26 protein-coding genes are annotated in these 26,031 nt (G+C 51.6%); 17 read left to right on the forward strand and 9 right to left on the reverse strand.

Features of this window, described 5'->3' with window-relative positions; translation table 11 throughout:
• Nucleotides 1-13: 13 nt before the first annotated feature.
• Nucleotides 14-949: a 2-hydroxyacid dehydrogenase gene (locus CPA45_RS04750; RefSeq protein WP_096650466.1), complete on the reverse strand. Its 936-nt coding sequence runs from the start codon at nucleotides 947-949 to the stop codon at nucleotides 14-16.
• Nucleotides 950-1,221: 272 nt separating this feature from the next.
• Here CPA45_RS04750 and doeA point away from each other — a divergent pair, with 272 nt between their 5' ends.
• The 7 genes from doeA (at nucleotide 1,222) to CPA45_RS04785 (ending at nucleotide 8,355) form a co-directional block, all read left to right on the forward strand.
• Entirely contained in the window at nucleotides 1,222-2,421 is a 1,200-nt protein-coding gene (doeA, locus tag CPA45_RS04755; RefSeq protein WP_096650467.1) for an ectoine hydrolase DoeA, read from the forward strand.
• A gap of 29 nt (nucleotides 2,422-2,450) precedes the next feature.
• Nucleotides 2,451-3,482 (forward strand): N(2)-acetyl-L-2,4-diaminobutanoate deacetylase DoeB, encoded by a 1,032-nt coding sequence (gene doeB / locus CPA45_RS04760; RefSeq protein WP_096650468.1) that lies wholly within the window; start codon nucleotides 2,451-2,453, stop codon nucleotides 3,480-3,482.
• 8 nt (nucleotides 3,483-3,490) lie between these two features.
• Entirely contained in the window at nucleotides 3,491-3,967 is a 477-nt protein-coding gene (locus CPA45_RS04765; RefSeq protein ID WP_096650469.1) for an Lrp/AsnC family transcriptional regulator, read from the forward strand.
• 244 nt (nucleotides 3,968-4,211) lie between these two features.
• Nucleotides 4,212-5,708, forward strand: a complete 1,497-nt coding sequence (locus CPA45_RS04770; RefSeq protein ID WP_096650470.1) for an NAD-dependent succinate-semialdehyde dehydrogenase — start codon at nucleotides 4,212-4,214, stop codon at nucleotides 5,706-5,708.
• Nucleotides 5,709-5,780: 72 nt separating this feature from the next.
• Nucleotides 5,781-7,214: an aspartate aminotransferase family protein gene (locus CPA45_RS04775; RefSeq protein WP_096650471.1), complete on the forward strand. Its 1,434-nt coding sequence runs from the start codon at nucleotides 5,781-5,783 to the stop codon at nucleotides 7,212-7,214.
• Nucleotides 7,215-7,485: 271 nt separating this feature from the next.
• Nucleotides 7,486-7,833: a putative quinol monooxygenase gene (locus CPA45_RS04780; protein ID WP_078088511.1), complete on the forward strand. Its 348-nt coding sequence runs from the start codon at nucleotides 7,486-7,488 to the stop codon at nucleotides 7,831-7,833.
• A 54-nt stretch (nucleotides 7,834-7,887) separates the two neighbouring features.
• Entirely contained in the window at nucleotides 7,888-8,355 is a 468-nt protein-coding gene (locus tag CPA45_RS04785; RefSeq protein WP_078088510.1) for an S-ribosylhomocysteine lyase, read from the forward strand.
• 252 nt (nucleotides 8,356-8,607) lie between these two features.
• Here the strand turns inward: CPA45_RS04785 and CPA45_RS04790 are convergent, their stop codons facing one another.
• Nucleotides 8,608-9,267 (reverse strand): DUF1826 domain-containing protein, encoded by a 660-nt coding sequence (locus CPA45_RS04790; RefSeq protein ID WP_096650472.1) that lies wholly within the window; start codon nucleotides 9,265-9,267, stop codon nucleotides 8,608-8,610.
• A 115-nt stretch (nucleotides 9,268-9,382) separates the two neighbouring features.
• Here CPA45_RS04790 and dksA point away from each other — a divergent pair, with 115 nt between their 5' ends.
• The 4 genes from dksA (at nucleotide 9,383) to CPA45_RS04810 (ending at nucleotide 12,672) form a co-directional block, all read left to right on the forward strand.
• On the forward strand, nucleotides 9,383-9,868 hold the full coding sequence (gene dksA, locus CPA45_RS04795; protein ID WP_422822004.1) for an RNA polymerase-binding protein DksA: 486 nt from the start codon (nucleotides 9,383-9,385) through the stop codon (nucleotides 9,866-9,868).
• Nucleotides 9,868-10,995 carry a CobW family GTP-binding protein gene (locus CPA45_RS04800; protein WP_096650473.1) on the forward strand — a complete coding sequence of 376 codons (1,128 nt, stop codon included), beginning with the start codon at nucleotides 9,868-9,870 and terminating at the stop codon, nucleotides 10,993-10,995. The genes dksA and CPA45_RS04800 overlap by 1 nt, the downstream gene beginning before the upstream one ends.
• Nucleotides 10,992-11,876 (forward strand): GTP cyclohydrolase FolE2, encoded by an 885-nt coding sequence (gene folE2, locus CPA45_RS04805; RefSeq protein ID WP_096650474.1) that lies wholly within the window; start codon nucleotides 10,992-10,994, stop codon nucleotides 11,874-11,876. Before CPA45_RS04800 ends, folE2 begins: the two co-directional genes overlap by 4 nt.
• A gap of 145 nt (nucleotides 11,877-12,021) precedes the next feature.
• Nucleotides 12,022-12,672 carry a peroxiredoxin gene (locus CPA45_RS04810; protein WP_096650475.1) on the forward strand — a complete coding sequence of 217 codons (651 nt, stop codon included), beginning with the start codon at nucleotides 12,022-12,024 and terminating at the stop codon, nucleotides 12,670-12,672.
• A gap of 295 nt (nucleotides 12,673-12,967) precedes the next feature.
• Here the strand turns inward: CPA45_RS04810 and CPA45_RS04815 are convergent, their stop codons facing one another.
• Entirely contained in the window at nucleotides 12,968-13,981 is a 1,014-nt protein-coding gene (locus CPA45_RS04815; protein ID WP_096650476.1) for an isocitrate dehydrogenase, read from the reverse strand.
• 518 nt (nucleotides 13,982-14,499) lie between these two features.
• Between CPA45_RS04815 and CPA45_RS04820 the strand changes: the two genes are divergently transcribed.
• Both CPA45_RS04820 and CPA45_RS04825 read left to right on the forward strand, forming a co-directional pair.
• Nucleotides 14,500-15,990, forward strand: a complete 1,491-nt coding sequence (locus CPA45_RS04820) for a SulP family inorganic anion transporter (RefSeq protein WP_096650477.1) — start codon at nucleotides 14,500-14,502, stop codon at nucleotides 15,988-15,990.
• A 19-nt stretch (nucleotides 15,991-16,009) separates the two neighbouring features.
• On the forward strand, nucleotides 16,010-16,867 hold the full coding sequence (locus CPA45_RS04825) for a universal stress protein (protein ID WP_096650478.1): 858 nt from the start codon (nucleotides 16,010-16,012) through the stop codon (nucleotides 16,865-16,867).
• 93 nt (nucleotides 16,868-16,960) lie between these two features.
• Here CPA45_RS04825 and CPA45_RS04830 read toward each other — a convergent pair whose 3' ends face one another.
• From CPA45_RS04830 to CPA45_RS04840, 3 genes are read right to left on the reverse strand one after another with little or no spacing between them, the layout of a single operon-like run.
• Nucleotides 16,961-17,914 (reverse strand): arsenic resistance protein, encoded by a 954-nt coding sequence (locus CPA45_RS04830; protein WP_096650479.1) that lies wholly within the window; start codon nucleotides 17,912-17,914, stop codon nucleotides 16,961-16,963.
• 54 nt (nucleotides 17,915-17,968) lie between these two features.
• A complete protein-coding gene (crcB, locus tag CPA45_RS04835; protein WP_096650480.1) occupies nucleotides 17,969-18,364 on the reverse strand; it encodes a fluoride efflux transporter CrcB in 396 nt (131 codons plus the stop codon).
• Nucleotides 18,361-18,744, reverse strand: a complete 384-nt coding sequence (locus CPA45_RS04840) for a fluoride efflux transporter FluC (protein WP_096650481.1) — start codon at nucleotides 18,742-18,744, stop codon at nucleotides 18,361-18,363. Before CPA45_RS04840 ends, crcB begins: the two co-directional genes overlap by 4 nt.
• Before the next feature lie 171 nt (nucleotides 18,745-18,915).
• On the opposite strand from CPA45_RS04840, the gene CPA45_RS04845 reads away from it, so the two are divergent.
• Entirely contained in the window at nucleotides 18,916-19,770 is an 855-nt protein-coding gene (locus CPA45_RS04845) for a universal stress protein (RefSeq protein ID WP_096650482.1), read from the forward strand.
• Between the two features lie 158 nt (nucleotides 19,771-19,928).
• A complete protein-coding gene (locus tag CPA45_RS04850) occupies nucleotides 19,929-20,270 on the forward strand; it encodes a TraR/DksA family transcriptional regulator (protein ID WP_096650483.1) in 342 nt (113 codons plus the stop codon).
• Nucleotides 20,271-20,279: 9 nt separating this feature from the next.
• On the opposite strand, the gene CPA45_RS04855 is transcribed toward CPA45_RS04850, so the two are convergent.
• Complete coding sequence (locus CPA45_RS04855; RefSeq protein WP_096650484.1) at nucleotides 20,280-21,965, reverse strand: 2-isopropylmalate synthase; 1,686 nt, start codon at nucleotides 21,963-21,965, stop codon at nucleotides 20,280-20,282.
• A 218-nt stretch (nucleotides 21,966-22,183) separates the two neighbouring features.
• On the opposite strand from CPA45_RS04855, the gene CPA45_RS04860 reads away from it, so the two are divergent.
• A complete protein-coding gene (locus CPA45_RS04860; protein WP_096650485.1) occupies nucleotides 22,184-22,669 on the forward strand; it encodes an Lrp/AsnC family transcriptional regulator in 486 nt (161 codons plus the stop codon).
• Nucleotides 22,670-22,741: 72 nt separating this feature from the next.
• Entirely contained in the window at nucleotides 22,742-23,101 is a 360-nt protein-coding gene (locus CPA45_RS04865; protein WP_096650486.1) for a RidA family protein, read from the forward strand.
• Between the two features lie 156 nt (nucleotides 23,102-23,257).
• Here CPA45_RS04865 and CPA45_RS04870 read toward each other — a convergent pair whose 3' ends face one another.
• Both CPA45_RS04870 and CPA45_RS04875 read right to left on the reverse strand, forming a co-directional pair.
• Nucleotides 23,258-24,121, reverse strand: a complete 864-nt coding sequence (locus CPA45_RS04870) for a MurR/RpiR family transcriptional regulator (RefSeq protein ID WP_096650487.1) — start codon at nucleotides 24,119-24,121, stop codon at nucleotides 23,258-23,260.
• A gap of 418 nt (nucleotides 24,122-24,539) precedes the next feature.
• Nucleotides 24,540-25,895, reverse strand: coding sequence for a coniferyl aldehyde dehydrogenase (locus CPA45_RS04875; RefSeq protein ID WP_096650488.1), 1,356 nt, complete (start codon nucleotides 25,893-25,895; stop codon nucleotides 24,540-24,542).
• Nucleotides 25,896-26,031: the final 136 nt, after the last annotated feature.

The raw sequence follows: 26,031 nt of genomic DNA on the forward strand, positions 1-26,031 counted from the left end.
GTGGTGGTAAGCATCAATAGCCAGCGTCTGGGTTTACGGTAGCAAGCTGCTCACCCGTTTCGAAGGCGTGAAGATACGCAATCACTTGGTCAATAGCATCGTTTAATGGCGTAGGGGCCGCCATGTGGGGAGTGATAATCACCCGGGGATGTTGCCACAGAGGATTGTTGCCAGGTAGTGGCTCTTCACTAAATACGTCTAACAATGCACCGCGTAGATGCCCCTGTTGGTCGCCATGGCCCAGTGCATTAAGTAGTGCCTGCTCATCGATGAGACTGCCACGGCCTGGGTTGATCACGCTGGCGCCTTTTGGCAGTTGAGCCAGCCGCTCAGCGTTGAGAATATGTTTAGTCGCAGCTGTGTCAGGGAGAATAGTGACCAGGCTCTGTGTTTGACTGAGTAGCTCGTTAAGTCCGTCATCGCCATGAAAGCAGTGCACGCCGCTAATCTGTTTAGGAGAACGGCTCCAGCCCAGTACCGGGAAGCCAGCCTGCTGCAGTGCGCTGGCCACAAAGCGACCAATTGCCCCCAGACCTAGCACGCCTACCGGCCACTGAGATTTCTCCGGTACTGCATGAGGTTGCCAATGAGCGCTTGGCTGTTGCTCGGCGTAATGATCCATACTGCGGTAGAAGTGCATCACACCATAGAGGGCATAGTCGGCCATTAGCTCGCCCATACCCGCGTCACGCAGCTTTACGATGGGTACATCACGGGGCAGACCGGGTGTTTTCAGCAGGTAATCCACGCCTGCACCCAGGTTAATAATGCCCTTTAGTTGAGTTTGCTCCTGAATCAGGTGCGCGGGGGCTTTCCAGATGGCGAGATAGTCAGCCTCTTTACGCTCATCCGCAGGAGCCTCGCTTGTAACGACCGTGGCTGTTGGTAGTGCTTCAGAAAGAGCTTCCTGCCACTGTGCGGCCTCGTCAATATGCACAACAATTTTCATCGCGTTACCCTCTGGATAAAAGTGTTATCACTGTAGGCCATGATGGTGAGCACTAAAGGTCGTTGCAAGCTTGCTTAGTGCAAATAACGATGCCGTATGTACTTTTTGTCATAAAGCCTTTGACCACCAACCAAGGGTGAGTGCTAGTATCGGCCTAAGACGACATTGGCGGGCCTACTGCGGGGGTGGCCAGGTCGATCCTGCGGCCCAGTGTCTAGCTTACAATAAGCTGCGGTGCTGGTTCTTAGTGATCTTTGATGGCGAGTTGCCCGATGACTGAGGTTTCCCTGCCCTTTACGCGCGAAGAGTATGCTACCCGCCTGTGGAAGGTGCGTGCAGAAATGGCTGGCCGCGGCATTGATGTGCTGATCGTCAGCGACCCTTCCAATATGGCGTGGCTGACCGGCTATGATGGCTGGTCGTTTTATGTTCATCAGTGTGTGCTCGTAGGCCTTGAAGGCGAGCCAGTGTGGTTTGGCCGCCGAATGGATGCCAACGGCGCACTGCGTACCTGTTGGATTCATCCTGATAACATCACTTACTATCCGGATTACTACGTCCAAAACCCTGATATGCATCCCATGGAGTATCTAGCTCAGTCGATTATGCCTGATCGTGGCTGGCATACCGGCGTGGTAGGGATGGAGATGGATAACTACTACTTTTCCGCCAAGGCATATCAAAGCTTGCTACGTGAACTGCCCCACGCGCGTTTTATGGATGCTAATGCCTTGGTGAACTGGTGTCGGGCGATTAAGTCTCCCCAGGAAATCGCCTATATGCGCATTGCTGCCAAAATAGTCGAAGGCATGCATACACGCATTCTGGAAGTGATTGAGCCGGGCTTACCAAAGAGTAAACTGGTATCCGAGATTTATCGTGTCGGGATTGAAGGCTTTGTGGATGAAAACGGCAAAGTATTTGGTGGTGATTACCCCGCCATCGTACCGATGTTGCCGACTGGTAAAGATGCCGCAGCACCGCACCTGACCTGGGACGATACGCCGTTTCGTAAAGGCGAAGGTACCTTTTTTGAAATTGCCGGGGTGTTTAAGCGTTATCACGCGCCGATGTCGCGTACTGTCTTTCTAGGAACGCCGCCGACTGACTTTATTCGTGCTGAGTCGGCCCTGCTGGAAGGCATCGAAAATGGGCTGGCGGTGGCAAAACCTGGTAACCGCACAGCGGATATTGCCATGGCGCTAGGGGCGGCTATGGATAAATACGGCTTTGACCGAGGCGGTGCCCGCTGCGGCTACCCTATTGGTATTTCCTACCCACCCGATTGGGGCGAGCGCACGATGAGCCTTCGCCCCTCGGATGAGACCATCCTAAAGCCCGGTATGACATTCCACTTTATGCCGGGCCTATGGGTAGAGGATTGGGGGCTGGAAATCACCGAAAGTATTCTAATTACTGAAGATGGCTGCGAAACTCTGGCTAATTTTCCGCGTCAGCTGTTTGTTAAGTAGTTGCTTGAAAAACATACAAGGAATACGCAATGACCTCTCACGCGAACCAACTGCGGCCCAGCCCAATCTCTGCCACCGTTGATTTCGATGCTGACGGTGTACAGCACGGCTTCTTAAAGCTGCCAATCTCAACCGATGAGTCGGCCTGGGGAGCGGTGATGATCCCCGTCACTGTGGTCAAAAATGGTGAAGGCCCCACGGCGCTGCTTACCGGCGGTAACCATGGCGATGAGTACGAAGGGATTACCTCACTGCTGAAGCTCTCTTCGATGTTGAAGGCAGAAGAGGTTACCGGGCGTGTGATTATCGTGCCGTGCATGAACACCCCAGCAGTGATGGCGGGTAAGCGCACCTCGCCAATGGATAAAGGCAACCTGAACCGCAGCTTTCCAGGCGATCCCAATGGCAGCGTTACGCCGCAAATTGCCGACTACTTCACCCGCGTGCTGGTACCGATGAGCGATGTAGTACTCGACCTGCACTCTGGTGGTCGAACGTTGGATATCCTGCCCTTTGGCGCGTCCCATATCCTGGATGATAAAAACCAACAGCAAGCCGCTCTGGAAGGAGCCAAAGCATTCGGTGCTCCCTATGCCATGGTGATGTTTGAGCTGGATGCGGAAAAACTGTTTGATACCGCCTGCGAGCGCCAGGGCAAAGTGTTTGTAGCCACCGAGCTTGGTGGCGGCGGTACCTCTACCCCTCAAAGCATTGCTATTGCCGAGCGCGGCGTGCGCAACTTCTTAATCCACTATGGCTTGATAAAAGGTGAAGTGGAAATGCCTGAAGGCGGGCAGATGTATCTCGATATGCCTGATGCCAGTTGCTACGTGCAAAGCCAACATTCAGGCGTGCTTGAACTGCTGGTGGCGCTGGGTGACGAAGTTAAAAAAGGCCAAACCATCGCTTATGTATATGACATGACCCGCAGCGGTACGTCACCAGTGGCTTATACCGCGGAGCGTGATGGAATTTTAATGGCTCGTCGGGCACCATCGCTGATCAATATGGGGGATACCCTTGCGGTGATTGCCGATGTTGTTGAACGCCTGGAGGCGTGACGCCTGGGATGATGAAACTTGATCGCTATGATTTAAAAATCCTCGACATCCTTTCCCGTGATGGGCGAATTACCAAGTCAAAGCTGGCCGAAGCTATTAACCTTTCGGTCAGCCCCTGTTGGGAGCGGGTAAAACGGCTGGAAAAGGCGGGGGTTATCGAAGGGTACACTGCGAGCATCAACGCCGACGTGCTAGTTCCGCGGAACCCTGTATGGGTACAAATCGAACTCAAGCAGCACAATGCCGAAAGCTTTGCCCGCTTTGAATCACTGGTAATGCAAACCCCTGAAGTTACTGAGTGCGTGGCGGTTGGGGGCGGAGTGGATTATCTGGTGAAGTTTGAGGCCCGCACCATTGATAGTTATCAGCGCCTGATGGATAAGTGGCTGGTATCTGACGCTGGTATTGAGCGCTACTTCACCTATATTGTGACGAAAATCGTTAAGCGTGTGCCAATCGGCATTGATACTGACGACGTTCTTTAATGAAATACTTACCTGTTGTTGCAAGCCCACTAAAAGCGATTGTAAGTTCCGCAAAAAAAAAGCACTGCTAAACGCCCTCTGACAAAAAAAGTCGTGTGTTAAGACCCAGTTTTCAAAAACACTTCGTGGCGACTCTCCCTTACCCTAGATGCATCGAATCAGCTCGGCTTTAGGCCGAGCTATTCACTCTTTTTTTATGCAACGGTTTGTTGCCTACGTTTGGCAGCAACCAGGGGAGGTGCCCATGACCACACTATCGACCACGCTCGCGAAACGCTTAACAGATCCGCGCTTGTTTCGGCAGTATGCTTATGTAAATGGCAAGTGGACTCACGGCGAAGGCGGTCGCGAAGAAGCGGTGTACGACCCCGCCACCAATGAAGCCATTGGGCATATCCCGTTGCTGGAAGCCAAACAAATTACCGCTGCCGTGGATGCTGCTGAAGCGGCTTTTGTTCACTGGCGTGCCCTACGTGCTGACGAGCGCTGCGAGCGCTTGTTGGCTTGGTATGACTTAATTCAAGCTAACCGTGAAGACCTCGCCACTATTATGACGCTTGAACAGGGCAAGCCACTGCCTGATGCTCGTGGTGAGGTAGAGTACGGTGCAAGTTTTGTACGCTGGTTCGCGGAAGAGGGTAAACGCACTTACGGAGAGACTATTCCTAGCCATATTCCTAACGCTTCGCTCGGTACCATTAAAGAACCCGTGGGTATTGCGACGATGATTACGCCCTGGAACTTTCCACTGGCAATGATTACCCGCAAAGCAGCGGCCGCGCTTGCTGCGGGCTGCCCAGTAATTGTAAAACCTGCTAATGAGACACCGTTTTCTGCGCTGGCGCTGGCTGAGTTAGCGGAACGCGCAGGTATTCCGGCGGGCATTTTCAATGTGGTGCTGGGTGACCCCGCAGAAGTCTCAAAAATCCTTTGCGGCGAGCCACGTATTCGGGCGCTCTCGTTCACCGGTTCCACCCGGGTGGGGCGCTTGTTAATCGAGCAAAGCGCTAACACCGTTAAACGGCTTTCCTTGGAACTAGGCGGCAACGCGCCGTTTATTGTGGGACCAGATATGGATCCCAAGCAAGCTGCCTACGCGGCAATCGACGCTAAGTTCCAAACCGCAGGGCAGGACTGCTTGGCAGCGAATCGAATACTGGTACATGAGTCTATTCACGATGCGTTCGTTGAGCATTTCAGTGAACGTATGCTGGCTCTTACTGTGGGCAATGGCTTACAGGGCGAGATTGACCTTGGTCCGCTGATTCATCGCCAAGCGGTGGAGAAAGCTGCGGCGATTGTTGACGATGCCATCTCAAAAGGAGCCACTGTGATCGGCGGGGACCAAAGCCAGGCGCCTGGCGAGAACTTCTTTATGCCAGTAATGCTGACAGGCGTAACGCCGCGCATGAAAGTCTGGCGGGAAGAGAACTTTGCACCTGTAGCCGGAATTACCGCTTATAGTAGCGATGACGAGGTCATTGAGATGGCCAACGATACCGAGTACGGCCTGGCTGCGTATATCTACACCCACGATATTCGCCGAATCTGGAAGCTGATGCGCGCGCTGGAGTATGGCATGGTCAGCGTCAATTCGGTAAAGATGACCGGTCCGCCAGTACCTTTTGGTGGCGTTAAGCAGTCTGGCCTTGGCCGTGAAGGCGGCGCCACTGGTATCGATGAGTATCTCGAAACCAAGTATTACTGCCTTGGAGCCTTGGGCTCAGTCTCGGGCAGCTAGCTAGCAGCCGAAAAAATAATTTAAAACACCCTCCTCGCTAGGCGGGGAGGTTTATTGTAAAGAGAGAACGCTATGAGCTTGCATCAGGATTTGATCGAACGCGACCGTAAAGTCACCTTTCACGCCTCTACCCACCTGCGTGATTTCGCCCACGGCGATGCGCCGGGCCGTGTGATTACCGGCGGTAAAGGAATCAATATTGTCGATAAAGATGGCCGTGAATTTATCGACGGTTTCGCAGGGCTTTACTGTGTCAATATTGGTTATGGTCGCACCGAAGTTGCTGAGGCGATCTACAAGCAAGCGCTGGAGCTCTCTTACTACCACACCTACGTAGGCCACTCTAACGAGCCGCAGATTGAGCTCTCCGAGCGTATTCTGAAAATCGCTGGCATGAATATGTCCAAGGTGTACTACGGTATGTCCGGCTCGGATGCCAACGAAACCCAGCTCAAGATCGTACGCTACTACAACAATGTTCTGGGCCGCCCGCAGAAGAAAAAAGTCATCTCGCGCATGCGCGGCTACCACGGTTCTGGTATCGCCTCAGGCTCGCTAACGGGTCTGAAAGCGTTCCATGACCACTTCGATCTACCGATTGACACTATTCGCCATACCGAAGCACCGCACTACTACCTGCGCGCCGCCGAACAGCACGGTATGACCGAGCTTGAGTTCTCCGCTTACTGCGCCGATAAGCTGGAAGCAATGATTCTGGAAGAGGGGCCAGATACTGTGGCCGCCTTTATCGGCGAGCCAGTGTTAGGTACGGGTGGTATTGTGCCGCCGCCAGAAGGTTACTGGGACGCTATTCAAGCGGTATTGGAAAAGTACGATGTACTGCTAATTGCCGATGAAGTGGTATGTGGCTTTGGCCGTACCGGCTCTGATTTTGGTAGCCACCACTACAATATGAAACCTGACTTGGTCACCATTGCTAAAGGTTTAACCAGCGCTTACCAGCCGCTTTCCGGCGTGATTGTCGGTGAAAAAGTCTGGCAAGTGCTTGAGCAGGGCACCGGTGAGTTTGGTCCCATCGGCCACGGTTGGACCTACTCTGGCCACGCCCTTGGGTGTGCCGCAGGCCTGGCTAACCTGGATATCATTGAGCGCGAAAACCTGGTAAGTAACGCTGCTGAGACCGGCGGCTACTTCCAGCAACAGCTAAAAGCTACCTTTGAAGGCCATCCGCTACTGGGTGATGTACGTGGTGTTGGTTTGATGGCGGCGCTGGAGTTCTCACCAGATGCCAAGCAGCGCCTACACTTCGAGCCTGCACTCAAAGTTGGCCCCCGTGTGGCGGCAGCTGCTCTGGAAGAGAATCTGATTGCCCGCGCCATGCCGCAGGGAGATATCCTCGGCTTTGCACCACCACTGACCATTAATCGCGATGAAGTGGACGAGATGATTGGCCGCGCCAAGCGTGCGATAGACCGTATCACCGATGAGTTAGTGCGCTCTGGCGATTTGCAAACTGGCCAGCAAGAAGCTGCTTTTACGGTTTAAATGCGTTGATGTAACCCAGGCGCCGCTGCGTAGTTTCGCAGTGGCGTTTTTTTGAAGAAGACGCTGTTTTGAAGAGGGCGTTGTTTTAAAGAGGGCAGTAATGCTGCATGCAGAAGATCGCTTTCATCACTACTTTCTTCTTCGTCAGTGTAGGAGCTATCAATAACGGTGCCTGATTTCGAAACGCTGGCTGAATGGGTGCTGCGTTAGGTTGTGAACCCGATTGCTGAAGCCGCATAATAGCGTACGCTCAATATTTAAGGATTCGCTCGTGTCGGAAAAAATCTATTGCATCGCAAGCTTCAAACCCAAAGCCGGTAAAGAGGAAGAGGTGTTTAAAGCACTGCAAAGCCTAGAGCCAAACACCCATCGTGAAGATGCTTGCATTCACTACACCGTAACTCGGCAAATTGATAACCCATTTGCCACAGGCACCAGTTACCCAATTGTGTTTCATGAAATTTGGGCGAGCCGCGAAGAGTTCGAGGCACACTGCCAGCGCAAAGAAATTCAGGACTTCTTCGCCAAGCACGTCGAGTCTCCTGATGGTGATATCGAAGATGCCAACGTGTGCGTTTACACCGATGAGCCGTGGAACTACGACGCACCCAAGGTGTAAAAAATGGCAAGCGTGTAGAATACGTGCACGACACACGATGAAGGCGGAGCCAACATGACCGAAAAGAAAATGAACGTCGAAAGCTTTAATTTGGACCATACCAAGGTAAAAGCACCGTATGTGCGTTTGGCCGATATTAAAGAAGGCCAAAATGGCGACCGTATCCATAAGTACGATCTGCGCATTTGCCAGCCGAATAAAGAGCACATGGAGATGCCATCGCTGCACTCTCTTGAGCACTTAATGGCTGAGCTTTCCCGCAACCATACCGATAAAGTGGTCGATATCAGCCCTATGGGTTGTCAAACCGGCTTTTACATTGCGCTGATCAACCACGATGACTACAACGGCGTGCTAAGCATTATTGAGCAAACGCTCAATGATGTGCTTACCGCTACCGAAGTGCCTGCTTGTAACGAAATGCAATGTGGTTGGGCCGCTAGCCATAGCCTGGAAGGTGCTCAGGAGCTTGCCCGCAATTTGTTAGCTAAGCGTAGTGAATGGACGGAAGTGTTCGCGTAAGCGGTTAATGCAAGTGTGAACGATCTACTAAACGCCTCCTCTTGGAGGCGTTTTTGGAAGAGCAGAGTAGGCTATAACATCAAACTCACCTGTAAAATCAGATTCGTAGTTACAGTAAATACCAAGGATTCTGGCTTCTCTCGCTAGCTTTGGAGCTATATAGCCAGCCATAACGATGTCAGAGTCCTGCTATGTTTATAAAGGTAAGTTAGTAGCCCGTTTGCTGAGGGCATAGCAATGCCAGCGTGTTACTCAACCAGGATCAATTGTCAGCAGCAGGCGTTTTTGTCCTTGCTCCAGAGAGGGGCTTCGATGTACCAAACCACGCTCTTCGCAACCTTCCCAGCCACTGCCTTTTATTAACGCGATGTCTCCAGCCTGCAGACGTTGAATGGCATTTGGGTCACGTACGATCTCTGGGCGGTCAGGCGTTGGCGCACCTAGCCCGGTGCGGTCGATGGCATATTCTGGTAACCACTCGCTGCCTGGCCCTGTATAGGTAGTTACTAAACGCACCGGTAAGTTATCGCAGTGAAAACGCGGGCACATAGCGGCTGTTAATAAGCGCAGCCTAACCCCCACGGTGTCGGTATCGAATAGGTAGGCAATGGCTTCTGCAATAGTGACAACATCATCAATCAGAGCTTCACCAGCGGAAGGCTCTGGCAATTTGCGATATAAATCTTCTTTTAGCGCGTCTGTAGGGCTGCCAAGCCAAGCGTACTGCCAATCTCGGGTTGTGCGACATTGAGCATTAGCGCTCATCGCAATTTCTGCGGGCAGTGCACGGTGGAAAATAGCGATATTGACGGAGTCTTCAAAAATCCGCGGTAGTACGCTGATGTCAGTATCAAAGGCGGCGTGTTGAGGTGCCTCAAGCGGCGTCTCTTGGAGTGAAAGAGGTGTTGGCATTTAGGTCTCCTGTTTCCTGGGCTAAGCTGCGCCTATATGAGGGGGGATTAAGAGAGATAGGTCGCAGGGCTTTATTTGTTATGTTATAACGTTTTTACCAAGAGGAGGCTAGACATTGCAACCTGATACCACTCAGCAAACCAGCAACGCAGCAGTCACCACTGCTAAATCCGTAGCCAAGCAAAAAGCTGAGGAGGTCGCGCTATTGGCCTCGTCAGATGACGAGTATATGAATGCCGCCCAGCTGGCTTTTTTTCGTGAGCGACTGCTAAACGAGCGCAAGGAGCTTGAAGAGCATTTAAAAGAGGTTAAGGCTGCTATTTCATCCCATGAACGAGATAGTGACGAAGCGGATCAAGCCTCATTTGAAGAGGAGCTTAGCTTGGCACTGCGTCAAGCTGACCGCGAAAGCCGTTTAATCAATAATATCGATGCAGCGCTAAAACGCATTGAAAACGGTGAATATGGTTACTGTGAAGAGACCGGGGACCCCATCGGTATTGCGCGGCTACTCTTTCGGCCCACAGCGAAACTTTGTATAGAGGCGAAAGAGCGTCAAGAGCAAAAAGAGCATCATTACCGCAAAACGCGGGGGGAGTAATGCAGTTCACTACGCTAACGCCTGTTAACGTACTCACTGGCTTTTTAGGTAGTGGTAAAACGACCTTACTGAATCGCTGGGTGCGTCAGGCGTCCATGCGCAACACCTTAGTAGTGATTAACGAGTTTGGGGATATTGGTCTTGACCATCAGCTTATTACCCACAGCGATGAGCAAGCAGTAGTAGAGATGAGTAGCGGCTGTTTATGCTGCACCTTGCGGGGCGACTTAAGCCGCACACTACAGCAGGCAATTAATGAACTGCTAGCTAAAGGCAAGCCCGCGCCTGCCCGTGTGGTGATTGAAACCACGGGGCTTGCAGACCCTGCGCCTATTCTACAACTGTTGATGACGGACCATTGGCTGGCCCATCGTTTTCAGCTTGATAGTGTGGTGTGCTGTGTGGATGCCGCAAACGGGGAAGCAACGCTTCAGGCACACCGGGAATCCCAGCGCCAAGTGGCAGTGGCTGATCGGCTTCTGATTACTAAAACTGACTTGGTTAATCAGGAGTGTTTAACACCGCTGGCCAACCAGCTCGCGTCACTCAATCCGGCCGCAGAACAGTGGCAGGTGGTGAATGGCAACCTTTCCCCCGATTTATTAGTGGGGGCAGGGCTTTATCGAGGTGCATCCCAAGGGTATCAAGTTGAGCAGTGGTTAAAATCATCAAGCTATCAGCTTCATCATGCCACGGATCATGGGCGCGATGAGATACAGCAACCAGGTGTTGCCTCTACGCTTGAGCCGCCAAGCAGTCAGCCATCCCTCACTCGCCATGGAGAGAATATTAATGCGTTTTGCTTTTGCATTGAGGAGCCGATTACCCCTGACGCCCTGGAGAATTGGTTAGATTTATTAATGTCTTTTATGGGGGAAAAAATGCTGCGCATTAAAGCGGTGGTACATCTGACTGACCGTGAAGAGCCATTAGCGCTGCACGGCGTTCAGCATATTTTTCACCCACCGGCGCCACTGCCTATTAATAGCGTCACTGACCGTATCTCACGTTTTGTTTTTATCACCCAAAACGTCGCACCTGACACCGTGGCCCAGCTTTATAGCTTTTTTGCACCAGCTGGCTCATCAACGACCACATCCACATCCACGAACGAGGCCAACCCATGACGGCGCTTACCTTACCCGATATTGCTCAACAGCCCACTTGTTTACCGGGTACGCTTTCCTGGGTAGGGATGGAAGGTATTGCATTACCTGTGGCGTTGGCAGGCAGCTTGGTAAATGCCAAGGTCTCAGCTGGGGTAAGCCTGGAGGCCGCTGAGGTCCGTGGCATTCATATGTCGCGGCTTTATATGGCGCTCGAGTCTTTAGAGCATCAATCACTGACACAAACTTCGATTCAGCGCGTTCTTGGGGCTTTTTTGGATAGCCATCAAGGGTTGTCTGAACATGCTTACCTGACCTTCAGTGGTGAGGTCCTACTTAAGCGAGACGCGCTGATTAGCCCTCTATCTGGGTGGAAAAGTTACCCCTTTACGCTGCGTGGTCAGCTTACACCATCCGGATTTCAGCTTGAGCTAGACGTCTCTGTGGGGTACTCCTCCACGTGCCCCTGCTCCGCTGCGTTGGCTAGACAGTTAATTCAGCAAGCCTTTGCGGAGGATTTTGACGATATACCGCTAACCAAACAGTCAGTGCTTGCTTGGTTAGGCAGCGAAGAGGGCATTCTCGCCACTCCCCACAGCCAGCGCAGTTACGCCCATTGCTCTGTACGGCTAAAGGAGAGTGACGATATACCGCTAGCAGCGTTGATTGAACGTATTGAGAAAGCCTTAGGGACCGCACTGCAAACAGCGGTTAAGCGCATCGATGAACAGGCCTTTGCGCTGGCTAATGGTCAGAACCTGATGTTTTGCGAAGATGCGGCAAAACGTTTGGAGCGCATGCTTAGAAGTATGGACGCTATCTCAGGGTTTCAGCTTAAAGTCGTTCATGCGGAAAGCTTGCATGCCCACGATGCGGTTGCGCGCTGTGAGTGGCAGTGGTGAATGGTTTGGGCTATTCAGACAGGCCAAAATTAATCACTTTGCACGGATGCTGAGCGGGTGTTGTCTTAGCACAAAACGTTCTATAGTGAAGGCGTTGCAAGTCATATAAGGTATTAAGGTCACTTGACCCTAATGAGGAGGAACGATGTCATTACGTATCAATGCGGTAGTGCCAGATTTCGAAGCAGAAACTAGCCAAGGCCCGATTCGTTTTCATGACTGGATTGGCGATAGTTGGGCGATCCTGTTTTCTCACCCGAAAGATTTTACTCCTGTCTGCACCACTGAGTTCGGCGCAGTAGCGACGTTAAGCGCTGAGTGGGAAAAGCGCGACACCAAAGTGATTGGTGTTTCTGTTGATGGTGTTGAAGACCATAAACGCTGGGCAGGGGATATTGAAAAGTTCAGCGGTAGTAGAGTGGGTTTTCCGATTATTGCCGATGAAGGGCTACACGTTTCTAAACTTTTCGACATGTTGCCGGAAGATGCCTATTTACCCGATGGTCGCACCCCTGCTGATAGTGCCACCGTGCGCTCGGTGTTTATCATTGGCCCAGATAAGCAGCTAAAGCTTTCCATGACTTATCCAATGACCGTAGGGCGTAATTTCGCCGAAATATTGCGTGCTTTGGATGCGCTGCAAACCACGGTTAAACATGGTATTGCCACACCTGCTGATTGGACGTTAGGTCAAGACGTTATCATCCCCCCGAGCGTATCCGATGAGGAAGCCAAGCAGAAATTTGGCGAGTTCAATGCTGTACTGCCTTACCTGCGTAAAACGAAACTGAGCTAGTTGGTTTGTTTGAGCAGTATGGTTATATCACCGCCCGCCAGCCCCCTATACTGGCGGGTTTATTTTGTTAAGCAGTATCTAAAGTTTGATGCCCAATTGAGTGAAAGACCTGCTGCGCGACTTTCAGGATCTCAGTCACAATTGCCTCAATCTCTTTAACGCTGATAGCCATCATCGCGGCTGTTGTGTGCCGCGATGATGTGAGAACAGAACAGAACAGGGGAGACGCTCCCTGTTATGGGGTATGCAGAAAGGTGACTGCCCCCTCCCGCGAGAGGGGGTACGCGCCCTTTTGCTAAGTGGTTACCTGCTCCACTAGTGCTTGAGCAAAGGTATCTGTGGTGCCGGTGCCGCCCATATCGGGAGTGACCATATCGCGGCGATTTTCCAGTACTGCGCGAATACCGTGGCGAATAGCGTCGCCTTTTTCATTCATGCCCAAGTGATCAAGCATCTGTGCTGCTGCCAGCAGTAGCGCACAAGGGTTGGCTATTTTTTGCCCTGCAATATCCGGTGCCGAGCCGTGCACCGCTTCAAAAATAGCTGCCTTTTCACCAATGTTAGCGCCGGGGGCTAAGCCCAAACCGCCCACTAACCCTGCACACAAGTCAGAGAGGATATCGCCAAACAGGTTAGTAGTAACGACCACATCGAACTGATGCGGGTTCATTACCAACTGCATGCAAGCGTTATCCACGATCATTTCCTGAAACTCGATCTCTGGATACTCTTTAGCAATTTCCCGAGCTACGTCCAAAAATAGCCCTGAGCTGGTTTTGATAATGTTGGCCTTATGAACAGCAGTGACTTTTTTGCGGCCATTGTTTTTAGCTAGCTCAAACGCGTAACGGACGATGCGCTCGGAACCATGGCGGGTTACTTTTATTACCGAGATCCCGGTGTTGCCATCGTCAATCATCTCCTGACCATCGGAGAGGTAGGCGCCTTCGGTATTTTCCCGTACGGTAATCATGTCGATATCTTCGTAGCGAGAGCGTGTGCCAGGGAAGCTGATGGCTGGGCGCACGTTCGCATACAGGTCGAAATGACGGCGCAATTGAACATTGATAGAGGAGAAGCCTTTACCAATAGGGGTGGTCAGCGGGCCCTTTAGAGCGATGCCGTATTTCTCAATCGCATCAAGCGATTCTTGAGGAATTAGCGTGCCGTGCTTTTCCAGAGCTGCGAGTCCTGCATCAACAAAATCGTAATGTAGACCACACTCCAAAGCATCCAGTACACGCAGGGTAGCATCCATGATTTCGGGGCCAATACCGTCGCCCTTAATTACTGCAATTGATTGACTCATGTGCTGCTCCTTTGAAGTGAACGTTGTTAGCCAAGTGAATATTATGCAAGAAAAATGGCTCCAATGGGGCTTATGGTAAGCCAATGCAAGGTAAGAGGTCATCCCGAAGTCGTCGTCTAAACGTCTAGGATGTAAGATGCATGATGGCAATTTTATTGGTAGAATCTTGCGCCTTGTTGCATTGCAGCTTTCCGAAAGCTGGTTTAGATGGCCGCTTTATCGATTTTTCGTAAAAATTTAATAAGGCAATATTGAAATGAAACGCCTACTGGTAGCCTCTTTGCTGCCCACCTCAGGGCTGATGACTCCACCCTAGGTAATCCCCCTCCTAAAACGCTATGGCGCTTATTGCGTTACAACAGCGTTCGGCTTGTCTTGGCCAATTTTTGCTACTGGCGCGAAAAATGTCGCTGTAACGTAGCGTACTCCATACCTATTGATAATTAGCCCGCACGATATTGCTGCTTTAAACGCGGCGTTGGTGCGTTGTGATTCATCCTCAACCATGGACTCCCTGAATGACACTTTTCAGTAAGCAAGAGTGGTTCTCTAATATTAAGGGCGACACGCTCTCAGGTATTGTCGTCGCGCTGGCGCTAATTCCTGAGGCGATTGCGTTCTCAATTATTGCGGGCGTTGACCCTAAAGTAGGACTTTATGCCTCGTTTTGTATCGCGGTAATTATTGCCTTTACGGGTGGCCGTCCAGGTATGATTTCTGCGGCTACCGGCGCCATGGCGCTGCTGATGGTTACTCTGGTGCGTGAGCACGGCCTTGAATACCTGCTGGCCGCAACGCTGTTGACGGGGGTATTACAGATTATTGCGGGTTACCTGAAGCTTGCTGAATTGATGAGATTTGTATCTCGTTCGGTAGTTACCGGTTTTGTGAATGCGCTGGCGATATTGATATTTATGGCGCAACTGCCTGAGCTAACCAATGTGACGTGGCACGTATACGTGATGACCATGGCGGGTTTAGGCATTATTTATCTTTTCCCATACCTTCCGGTGATCGGTAAATCGATCCCCTCTCCTCTGGTGTGTATCGTGGTGCTTACCGTGGTGTATATGGTGAGCGGTATGGATATTCGTAGCGTTGGTGATATGGGGGAGTTGCCCGATACACTACCCGTGTTCTTGTGGCCTAACGTACCGCTGAACCTGGAAACACTGATGATTATTTTCCCAACAGCGCTAATGTTGACTGTGGTAGGCCTTCTGGAATCGATGATGACTGCCACCATTGTGGATGATCTGACCGATACGCCCAGTGATAAAAATCGTGAGTGTAAAGGCCAAGGTATTGCCAATATTGGTGCCGGCCTAATGGGAGGGATGGCAGGTTGCGCGATGATTGGTCAGTCGGTGATTAACATTAAATCAGGTGGTCGCACGCGGCTCTCAGCATTAATTGCCGGTGTAGTACTGCTGATGATGGTGGTATTTCTTTCTGATTGGGTATCTCAGATCCCCATGGCAGCACTGGTTGCCGTGATGATTATGGTCTCGATTGGCACCTTTAGCTGGGAGTCGATCCGTGATTTGAAAAAGCACCCAATGAGCACCAACGTTGTAATGGCTGCTACAGTTATTGTAACCGTTGTGACGCATAACTTAGCGATTGGTGTCTTTGTGGGCGTGCTGTTGGCAGCCATGTTCTTTGCTAACAAAGTTGGCAACATCCTGTACATCGGTTCTAAAGACGTGGCTGCCGGCAAAGAGCGTGAGTATCAGGTGGTTGGCCAAGTGTTTTTTGCCTCCTCTGAGCGCTTTATTGCTGCCTTTGATTTCAAAGAGAGCATTGATAAGGTCACTATCAACTTATCAAAAGCCCACTTTTGGGATATTACCGCTGTTCAGGCGCTTGACCGCGTGGTGATTAAATTCCGCCGTGAAGGTACCGAGGTAGAGCTGGTGGGTTTGAGCGAAGCCAGTGCGACAGTGGTAGATCGTTATGCGGTTCATAATGATCCAGCCGCAGTTGAAAAGCTGATGGGTGGCCACTAATTACCGCAAGGAGAGCGAGATGACTGAACACGTATTAGCTGCAATTGACGGTTCCCGGTTTTCAGAAGGTGTATGCGACTACGCCGCGTGGGCAAGTTTGGCACTCAGTGCACCACTAAGCTTTGTGCATGTGGTGGATAATCACTCCCAAGTGCCTGATGAGCACAACTTGTCGGGCAACCTGCGCTTTGGTGCTCGCGAGCGCCTGATGAAAGAGCTTTCTGAGCTTGATGAACAGCGCGCCAAGGTGAATCGCGAGCAGGGCAAGTTGATGCTGGAAGCCGCCAAAGCACGAGCCGTGGAAGGAGGGGTTAACGACCCTGTTACCCGTCAGCTTAACGGCACGCTGGTTGAAACCCTGGTAGAGCTAGAAAAAGATATACGCCTGCTGGTGGTTGGTAAGCGTGGCGAAACTGCACACCAAGCCAGTGGCCACTTAGGCTCTAACCTTGAACGTGCGGTGCGTGAAATGCATCGCCCGATACTCATGGTGCCGAAAACCTTTAAGCAGCCTGAAAAGGTACTTATCGCGTTTGACGGTAGCAAAACCGCTCGCAAAGGCGTGGAAATGCTGGCCCGTTCACCACTGTTTGCGGGTGCAGAGTGCCATGTGCTGATTGTGGGTGCCGACACCGTTGAGCCACGCTTACAGCTGGGGTGGGCGCTAAGCACGTTGCACGATGCTGGACACAAGGCAGAGGGCGCTATTCGCGCTGGCGATGTGGACGACGCCCTGCAAACCTATGAAGGCGAGCATGGGATCGATTTATTGGTAATGGGGGCTTACGGTCATTCGCGTATTCGCCATTTGCTAGTAGGTAGCACCACCACTGCCATGCTACGCAGTAGTCGGATACCGGTGCTGATTTTGCGCTAACTCCCTGCTCGTAAACACTTACCGATTAGCTCGCTTTTGCGTACTCTTCCGCAGCCGGCCCTCATTTTCTTGAGTGAGCCGGCTTTTTAGTGGCTAATCAGGCAGTAGTTTACTGGGGAGCCAACGTAAATACGCCACCATGCCAAATAGTTCTACTAGGGACTGAAATACAATCACTACCACCACAGTCTGCCAACCGTTGGGCAGGGCAAGCGCGATGGGGAGCATAACGAAAGAGTTGCGCGTACCAAAGCTAAAGGCGAGGGTTCGGGCACTTCTTGCAGGAAGTCTAAATAGCCTTCCAAGCATTTTTCCCAGTATCGCTGCCACCACCAAGTAACCCGTAAAAATAAATACCACCTGCACGAATACATGGGAAAGTGCCTGCGCGCTATTGACCTGTGTTGCTGCAATTACCAACACCACCAAAGCAAGCAGTGGTACCGGTAGGTAGCCAAGATGCCCGATGGCGAGTCTCATGGTGTGATAACGCTGGGCGGCAAATTCCGTCAGCCATGCCAATCCTAAGGGCAGCAAAATTAGCCCAGTGAATGCACTGAGCAGATGTGTAGAAAAGATTAGCTGGAACCATTCGCCGCCTAAGAATAGCCATAGATAGACTGGCAACATGACCATTTGTACCAGTAGCAGTAGTGGTGTGGCTGCAATGGCGAGGGCGGCATCGCCTTTGCCTAAGTGCGTAAAGGTAATAAACCAATCGGTGCAAGGCACTAGAAGCACTAGCAGCATCCCGGCGATTACCGGAGGGGAAAGCGGTAGCCATAGCACTAAAAGCCCTAATAAAGCTGGAATAACAATAAAATTGCCTGTTAGCAGCGCCGCCATAAAGCGGATATCGGTAAGGCTTTGCCTGATATGTAACAGCGGAATTTGCGTGAAGGTGGCGTACAGCAGTACGCCCAATAGAGGCCATAGAAAATGTTCAAACGATGACGTCAGCGTAGGAGCCAATATGCCGACGCTCAACCCTAAACAGATAAACCCCAAGTAAAGCCAGGACTGCTGCTGTTCTAACTGTTCGCGCATAGAAATACCCGAGAGTCACTGGGTGAGGGCTTCTTCCTGGAACCGAATGGCGGGCTATTGAGTAGTGGGTCGAGAAAGTGCCATGCGTTCTCCTAACCAGGCAGCCAGTAACCATAACGGTAGGCTGATCATTACATAAAGTAGTGCTAATGCTGGATGTCCTTGCTGAATCAGATACAGAGTCTCCAGGCTAAATAGCGAGAACGTGGTAAAACCACCGCAGAAACCAGCCACGAGTAGCGGTTGCCAGCGTGCGAGGCTGGTATGAGGAAAGCGTGAGGCAGTTGCAGCTAGCCAGCCAATTAACCCTGAGCCTAGTACGTTAACTAGCAGAGTGCCCCAGGGAAAGTAACCTCCAAGAGCTGCAAAAGATGCAAGTGACACAGCATAGCGCAGTACGCTGCCAATACCACTGCCAACGCCGACGGCTAAATAGGCTTTCCAGCTCATCGTACCCCCATACCCAGCAGCCAGCCCAACGTGCCCATTGCAAGACCTAATATGAGCGTCGCGGCAATGTTAATGGCAGCGCGCAGCGAATGACCACTTTGCCAAAGCTCAAGGGTTTGTAAGCTAAACGATGAAACAGTGGTGTAGCCACCCAGTAGCCCTGCTACGGCGAATAACCATAGCGGCTGCGCGGCTGGCATCCCGTAGTAACCCAGCAGCCAGCCTGCTATCAAGGCTCCGCTGGCATTCACGATGAGAGTGCCCCAAGGAAAAGCTTTACCCAGTAGATGGGCTATGAGATTAGAAACTGCGAAGCGCCCCATGCCGCCCAGCGCTCCACCCAGCGCCACTAACAGTAAGCTTGCGAAGCCATGCCCCATGCTTACTCCTTTTTTGCTGGCTGCATGATGAGTCGCTAATTGTATCACCTGAGTAGAGAGCTAAAAGTATATGTAGTAAAAACGTGTAAAAGTGTCGTTGAGCAATAAGTTCGTGTAAAAAAGGGTGAGAATAACAACAGCGTTTATGCACCCGCTCCAGGAGAAGCCTTCATGTCTGATCGCGTGCTAGCAGCAATTGATGGGTCTCAGTATTCAGAGAGCGTCTGTGACTATGCAGCCTGGGCCGCTAAAGCCCTGGGTGCACCATTAAGCTTTATTCATGTCTTGGACAACCATCCCCAGGTGGCAGAGCCTGATCTAACCGGAAATTTAGGCCTAGGCACCCGAGAACATCTACTGGAAAAATTATCGGATATCGAAGAACAGCGTGCAAAAGTTGCTCGTGAACGGGGGCGGTTAATACTTGATGAGGCAAAAGTTCGTGCAAAGGAAGCCGGTATACCTGATCCACTGTGCCTTCAGCGCAACGGACCGCTGGTGGAAACGCTGGTTGAGAACGAAAAAGAGGTGCGTTTGCTGGTGTTAGGCAAGCGCGGTGAAACGGCGCTCCAAGCCAGCGGGCATATAGGTTCCAACCTGGAGCGCGTGGTGCGCGAAATGCATCGCCCGGTGTTGATGGTTTCCAAGCAATTCACCCCGCCCAGCAATGTGATGATGGCGTTTGATGGAAGTAAAACAGCTCGCAAAGGTGTTGAGATGCTAGCCAAAAGCCCGCTATTTGCAGGGGCGACTTGTCATGTGGTCATTGTGGGTGCTGAAACTGCCGAAAATCGTTCACAGCTACATTGGGCACTCGAAATATTACAGGTTGCTGGCCATGAGGCTAAGGGGGCAATCCGCGCGGGTGAAGTTGAGGAAACACTACGAGCCTATAAGCAGGAACAGGGGATCAATTTGCTAGTGATGGGGGCGTATGGCCACTCACGCATTCGCCACCTGCTATTGGGTAGTACGACCACCGCCATGTTGCGCAATGCCCACTTGCCGGTGCTGATTCTGCGCTGAAGCCGCTATCTGTACTTAATCACTCTCTGTACTTAATCACTCTCTGTACTTAATCACTCTCTGTACTTAATTACTCTCTGTACTTAATCACTCTCTGTACTTAAGCCACTATCTGCTCTAGAGCCACTAGCTGTTTTGGAGCTATATAGGAGACGCAGATGAATCACCCTGAGGTAGACATTGCTGCGTTACGCCAAAAGCTACTGGCACTGGATGTTTCAGTGAGAGAAGAAAGCCTTGAAAGTGCGTCTTCCCGAGAGACGGTGGTGCTTGACCAGACTTCAGTGGGGCGGCTGTCACGCATGGATGCGCTGCAGGGTCAGGCAATGGCAAAGGCAGAAGAGCAGCGCCGCCAAATGACGCTTAAGCGTATTAGCGGCGCGTTACAGCGCATCGATCAAGAGCGCTTCGGAGAGTGTATTGAGTGTGGCGAATGGATAGGGGCCAAACGCCTCACCTGGGACCCGTTAGTACTGAAATGTATTGAGTGTGCTGAATAATCGTTGCAGTTATGCCTCCAACGCAGTGCCTTCAAGCTGGCGCTGGGCGGTTGCCTGGGCAACGTTGATGCCTGACAACACTGCCTTCAATGACGCGCTAACGGTATCGCTATCTTCCGCGACGGCACAGATGCGTTGCCCATCAATATTGAGCTGCACAAAGGCAATCGCATTCGCCTCGCTGCTGCCGCCAAGGGAATGTTCGCTGTAGTCAATAATAGCCACATGGCTGCCTGAGTGTTTTTTCCACGCATCGGTAAATGACGACATTGCGCCATTGCCCGTGCCTGCAAGCCGCAGTGTTTCTTTACCTTGCCACAAGGTAACGTCGATACCCTCATACTGTCCTTTGGACAGCTGGTAGTCAGCTAGTGAAAGGGGCGCATCGTAAGCAAAGTTATCGAACATTACTTGGCGAATGATTTCACTAGAAAGCTCGCTGTTGCGACGCTCACTCTCCTGTTGAACGCAAGGGGCAAGTGCCAGCATCATCCAGCGAGGCAGGTTAATACCGTAGTCCCGCTCCAGCAGAAAGGCCATGCCGCCCTTGCCCGACTGACTGTTCACCCGAATAACGGCTTGGTAGTCGCGGCCAATATCGTGGGGATCAATAGGTAAGTAAGCCACTTGCCACGGCTCGTCGGGCTTTTGATGCTTGAGTGATTTGCGAATAGCATCCTGGTGACTGCCAGAAAACGCGGTGTAGACCATCTCACCAACCCACGGGTGGCGAGGGTGTACGGTGATGCCAGTACACTCATGCACCACCTGGACAATTTCATCAGGGTTAGAGAGATCAAGCTCAGGATCGATGCCTTGGCTGTAGAGGTTCATCGCCAAGGTAACAATATCCATATTGCCTGTGCGTTCGCCGTTACCCAGCAAAGTGCCTTCGACACGGTCAGCGCCCGCTAATAATGCCAGCTCTGCTGAGGCTACTGCGCCGCCTCGGTCATTATGTGTGTGCACAGAAATAATCACACTGTCTCGGCGGCTGATATGCTGGCAGAAATATTCGATCTGATCTGCGTGATGGTGTGGTCCTGCGACTTCCACAGTGGTGGGTAGATTAAGAATGCACTTGTTTTCAGGTGTGGGTTGCCACACATCCATAACGGCTTCACAAATCGCCAGGGAGAAGTCGATCTCGGTACTTGAAAAGCTCTCTGGTGAGTATTGGAAGCACCAGTTAACACCGGGGTGCTGAGCTGCATAGGTTTTCACCCAGGTTGCGCCCTGCACGGCAATGTCGGTAATGCCATCGCGGTCCATTTCGAATACCCGTTCGCGCTGAATAGTCGAGGTGGAGTTATAGAGGTGGATAATGGCGCGTTTAACGCCTACCAGTGACTCAAAGGTTTTTTCGATCAGGTGTTCACGACACTGCACCAGCACCGCAATTGTCACGTCTTCTGGAATCTGATCCTCTTCAATTAACCAGCGCACAAAATCGTAGTCGGGCTGGCTGGCCGAGGGGAAGCCTACCATCACCTCTTTAATGCCGACTTTGATGATCTGCTGCCAAAAACGTTGCTTTTGCGCAACGGTCATCGGCTCAAGTAGCGCTTGATTGCCATCGCGTAGGTCTTCACTGACCCAAATCGGCGCCTTGGTAAGGTCGCGGTCGGGCCATTGGCGATTAAACGCGGGGACGCGTGGAGCTGGGCGATACTTGCGATGATCAAAAGCAGACATGGCGAACTTCCTGATAATTAAGCATTGTAGAGTGCGGCCGCTTGTGGCGTAAGCCGCTTAGCGGAGGTTGCTGGATAAGGCTCCAAATGGGCTGCTTGTGGCAGTCAATACAGTTTAATTGAATCGTTACGAAAAGTTATTGCTAAAATGTGGCTTTCTGGGTTTTATTTGGCAGATAATGCTGGGTATATTATTTTTTTTGGCAGGAGTTGTCTGTTATGCCAGTAACCCCCCTTGAGCTTGATCGCTTTGATCGCCGTATACTGGATGTGCTTCAGCAGGAGGGGCGTATCAGCAATCAGGAGCTTGCTGAGCGTATTGGCCTATCACCATCGCCATGCCTACGCCGGGTGCGGGCGCTGGAAGAGAATGGGCTAATTACTCAGTATCGGGCTGAGATTGATGCGCGGCAGCTGGGTTATCAGCTAATGGCACTGCTGCACATTTCCATGGATAAGCACACTCCAGAGCGTTTTGATAATTTCGAGCGCCATATTCGAGACATCCCCAATGTGATCGAGTGCTTGATTATTACCGGCCAGGACGCTGATTTTCAGCTTAAAATTTTGGTGCGGGATATGGACGATTATCAGCACTTACTGCTACATGTAATTAACCGCATTGAGGGTGTCACCGGCGCCCATACCAGTTTTGTATTACGTCGCGTATTTGAGCACCGGCCGGTGCCCACCGCGTGTCCCTAAGTACGCAACTGTAGGCAGCAAAGTGCAGGCGGTTTACACTGCTTTTTTTGGCATTACCCAGGAGTTTTACCTATGACAATTCAACGCCATGATACAAAAGCCCGTATGAGCCGTGCTGTTATCCATCAAGGTGTGGCCTACCTATGCGGTCAGGTATCAGGCCCTGAAGCCCGTCACGAAGGCATCAAAGAGCAAACTGAAAGCATGCTGGCGCGGGTTGATGAGCTACTAAAAGAGATTGGCTCAAGCCGTGAGCAGCTCTTAAGCGCCACTATCTATCTTAAAGAGGGGGGCGACTTTGCCGCCATGAACGAAGTATGGGATGCGTGGGTACCGGAAGGCTATGCACCGGCGCGTACCTGTGTATGCGCGCCGCTGCCGGCCGATGAGCTAAAAGTAGAAATTACTGTAACCGCCGCTGTTAGCAACTAATTGTGGCTAGCTGTTCGTTACTAACTGTTCGTTACTAACTGGTCGTTACTAGCATTGTTACTAGCAGGCTGTTGTTAACTGACGGTTGTTAACTAACTATTATTAACTAATGGCCATTAACAATAGTGCGGCCACTGATCCTGGGCAGCTTGCCGATTACTTGCCGGTTTTCTCCACTGGGAATCGGGTATCGCGCAAGCTGTCCTTGATTTTCTTCAGGTGCGGCAGAAAGTCTTCGCCGCGTCGTAGCGTAACTCCGGTTGCCAGCGTATCAATCAGGGTTAGCTGAATGACCCGTGAGGTCATCGGCATATAGTGGTCGGTGTCTTCCGGTGTGGAGACTTCGAGTGTAGCGGTACACTCTTGAGAAAGCGGAGAGTCCGGGGCGGTAATGCCAAGCACCACGGCGCCAGCTTCTCGTGCTACACGAGCGATATCGACTAATTCCCTCGTGCGACCTGTATAAGAAATAATCACGACCACATCCCCGGTATGGCAAGCTGCGGCTACCATGCGCTGCATAAGCACATCCACATAGGCCATGACGGGTAAGTTAAAGCGGAAAAACTTGTGTTGGGCGTCTTGAGCAACAGCGCCGGATGCCCCAAGCCCGAAAAAGTGCACCTGTTTCGCCTGAGTAAGATAGTCGACCATACGCTCTACAGCCGCCATATCGACTTCACGCTGGGCTTCATCTAAGGCGGCGATAGTGGCACCAAAGATTTTATGGGTATATTGGGTAGCGGAGTCGCCAGGCTCAACCGCTCGAGTAACGTAGGGGGTTCCCCCTGCGAGGCTTTGAGCAAGCTTGATCTTAAAATCCGGGAAGCCTTTGGCGCCAAAGTTACGGCAGAAGCGATTGACCGTAGGCTCGCTGACGCTGGCCGCTTGGGCAAGGCTTGCGATGCTCAGGCTAGTTGCAGCCGCCGGGTCTTCAAGAATAACGTTGGCGACTTTGCGTTCTGAGCGATTTAGCTCTTCCAAGCGTTCGCGTAAGCGGTCAAGCAGGTCATGCGCCATTAAATAGACTCCATGTCAGTGGTCAGGGGTTGGTTGGGTGCCCACTCTTCGCACCACGTAAAGAACTCAGATGATTCTTCTGTGCTATCTTTTTGATTCATCATAAATTTCTAGTTCATTACAACTTTCTGGTTCATTACAAAGGTACGGCCAATTTAATGTTTTAAAAGACAATGCTTTGACATGGGCAAGGGACGGATAGGCGGTCCCAACATCATCAATCGTGACGGTAATCTTAACGTTAGCAAATTGCACGTGTGTTGTGCATGCCACTCATTATGCCCGACTCAGTGGTCTCTAGGGCAAAAAACGAAGCCTTGGCTCTGGTTTTACGCGCTTCTAACGCATTATGAGGCACTGAACCACAGTGGCGCTTTGCCAATACCTGGCATTTGGCGGTTAGCTTTAATCATTATCGTTAACCAAGCCCAAGTAGCTTCAATAACCAACGGCGGTAAGGAGGCCTGAGTAAGCGGCTAGTTGGTTTTTTGGCTTGATAGAAGATACCGCGCAGATGGCTGAAACGCTCAAATCCATGGCGCCCGTGGTAGGTACCCATGCCACTTTCCCCAACGCCGCCAAAAGGGAGTGATGGCACTGCGTGATGAAGCAGTGTTTCATTAAAGACGAGTGCTCCTGAGCGGGTCCGTTGGAGTAATGTAGATTGAAGTGTTTTGTCATTCGTGAATGCATAAAGCGCGAGTGGATGCGCGCGAGCATTTACATAGCCAATGGCATCGTCGAAGCTTTTAACGGCTATTACCGGTAGGCAGCGGCCAAAAATTTCTTCGCGCATGACCGCTAGGTCTTGAGTAGGGTCAATAATTAAGACAGGAGCGTGGGGGCCTGCGTCAATGATGCGGCAGCCATGATCACGCGCTTCATTGAGTAGGCTATCGATACGCTGTTGATGACGCTCGCTAATAGCTGACGTTGCTTCTTTATCGTTAGGTCGCTGATGGGCTATGGCCTGGGTTAGTGCCTTTATCATCGCTTCTAAAGAGCGGCTTTCCACCAATACATAATCGGGTGCGATACAAGTTTGCCCAGCATTCATTCCTTTGCCAAATACAATGGCCGCGGCGGCGTGCTCTAAATCAGCATCTGCAGCCACAATAGCAGGTGATTTGCCACCCAGCTCTAGGGTGACAGGCGTTAAATTAGCTGCCGCTGCCAGTGCAACTTTGCGGCCCACCTGGGTTGAACCCGTAAACAGCAGATGATCAAAAGGCAGGGCGCTAAATACTTCAGCCACATCTACGCCACCCTCTATAACGCTAAACTCCTCTTCAGTGAAGTATTGCGGAATGAGTTTGGCGAGCAGTGCGCTGGTGTGAGAGGCATACTCACTGGGTTTGAGCATCACCACATTACCGGCTGCAAAGGCATCTATCACAGGCATTAATGCTAGGCTCCAGGGGTAGTTCCAAGGAGCCATTACACCGACAACGCCAAGTGGCTGAGGCGCAATACGCGCTTTGGCAGGTAACAAGCGCCAGGGCATGCCTGCTCGTTGAGGGCGCATCCAGTGCCATAAGCGGCGCCGGGTATAAGTAATGGCTTGCAGCACAGCGCTAATTTCAGCCAGCCGTATCTCTGTTTCACTACGCTGGCCAAAGTCTGTTTGAATAGCTCGCACTATGTCGTGTTGATGGCGTTTGGTCATGCGGGCTAAGCGGCCTAGTCGCTCGCGTCGGATCGTCAGTGAGGGAAAAGGTGCCTGGGTAAAGGCATCCTGTTGAGCGTGAAAAATGCCGGTTAGATCGCGTTGCATGGTTTCTCCTTGATAAACGCATGATGAATGGTACGCCGCGAGAAATACCTAACTAATAGCGTAGTTACCATCGTTGAGCGTTAGTGGTAATGGTAGAGTGGTGCGCTATTAATTACCGGTTGTTTTAGCTGACGCC

The sequence above is a fragment of the Vreelandella nigrificans genome, assembly GCF_002374315.1.
Lineage (GTDB): Bacteria > Pseudomonadota > Gammaproteobacteria > Pseudomonadales > Halomonadaceae > Vreelandella > Vreelandella nigrificans.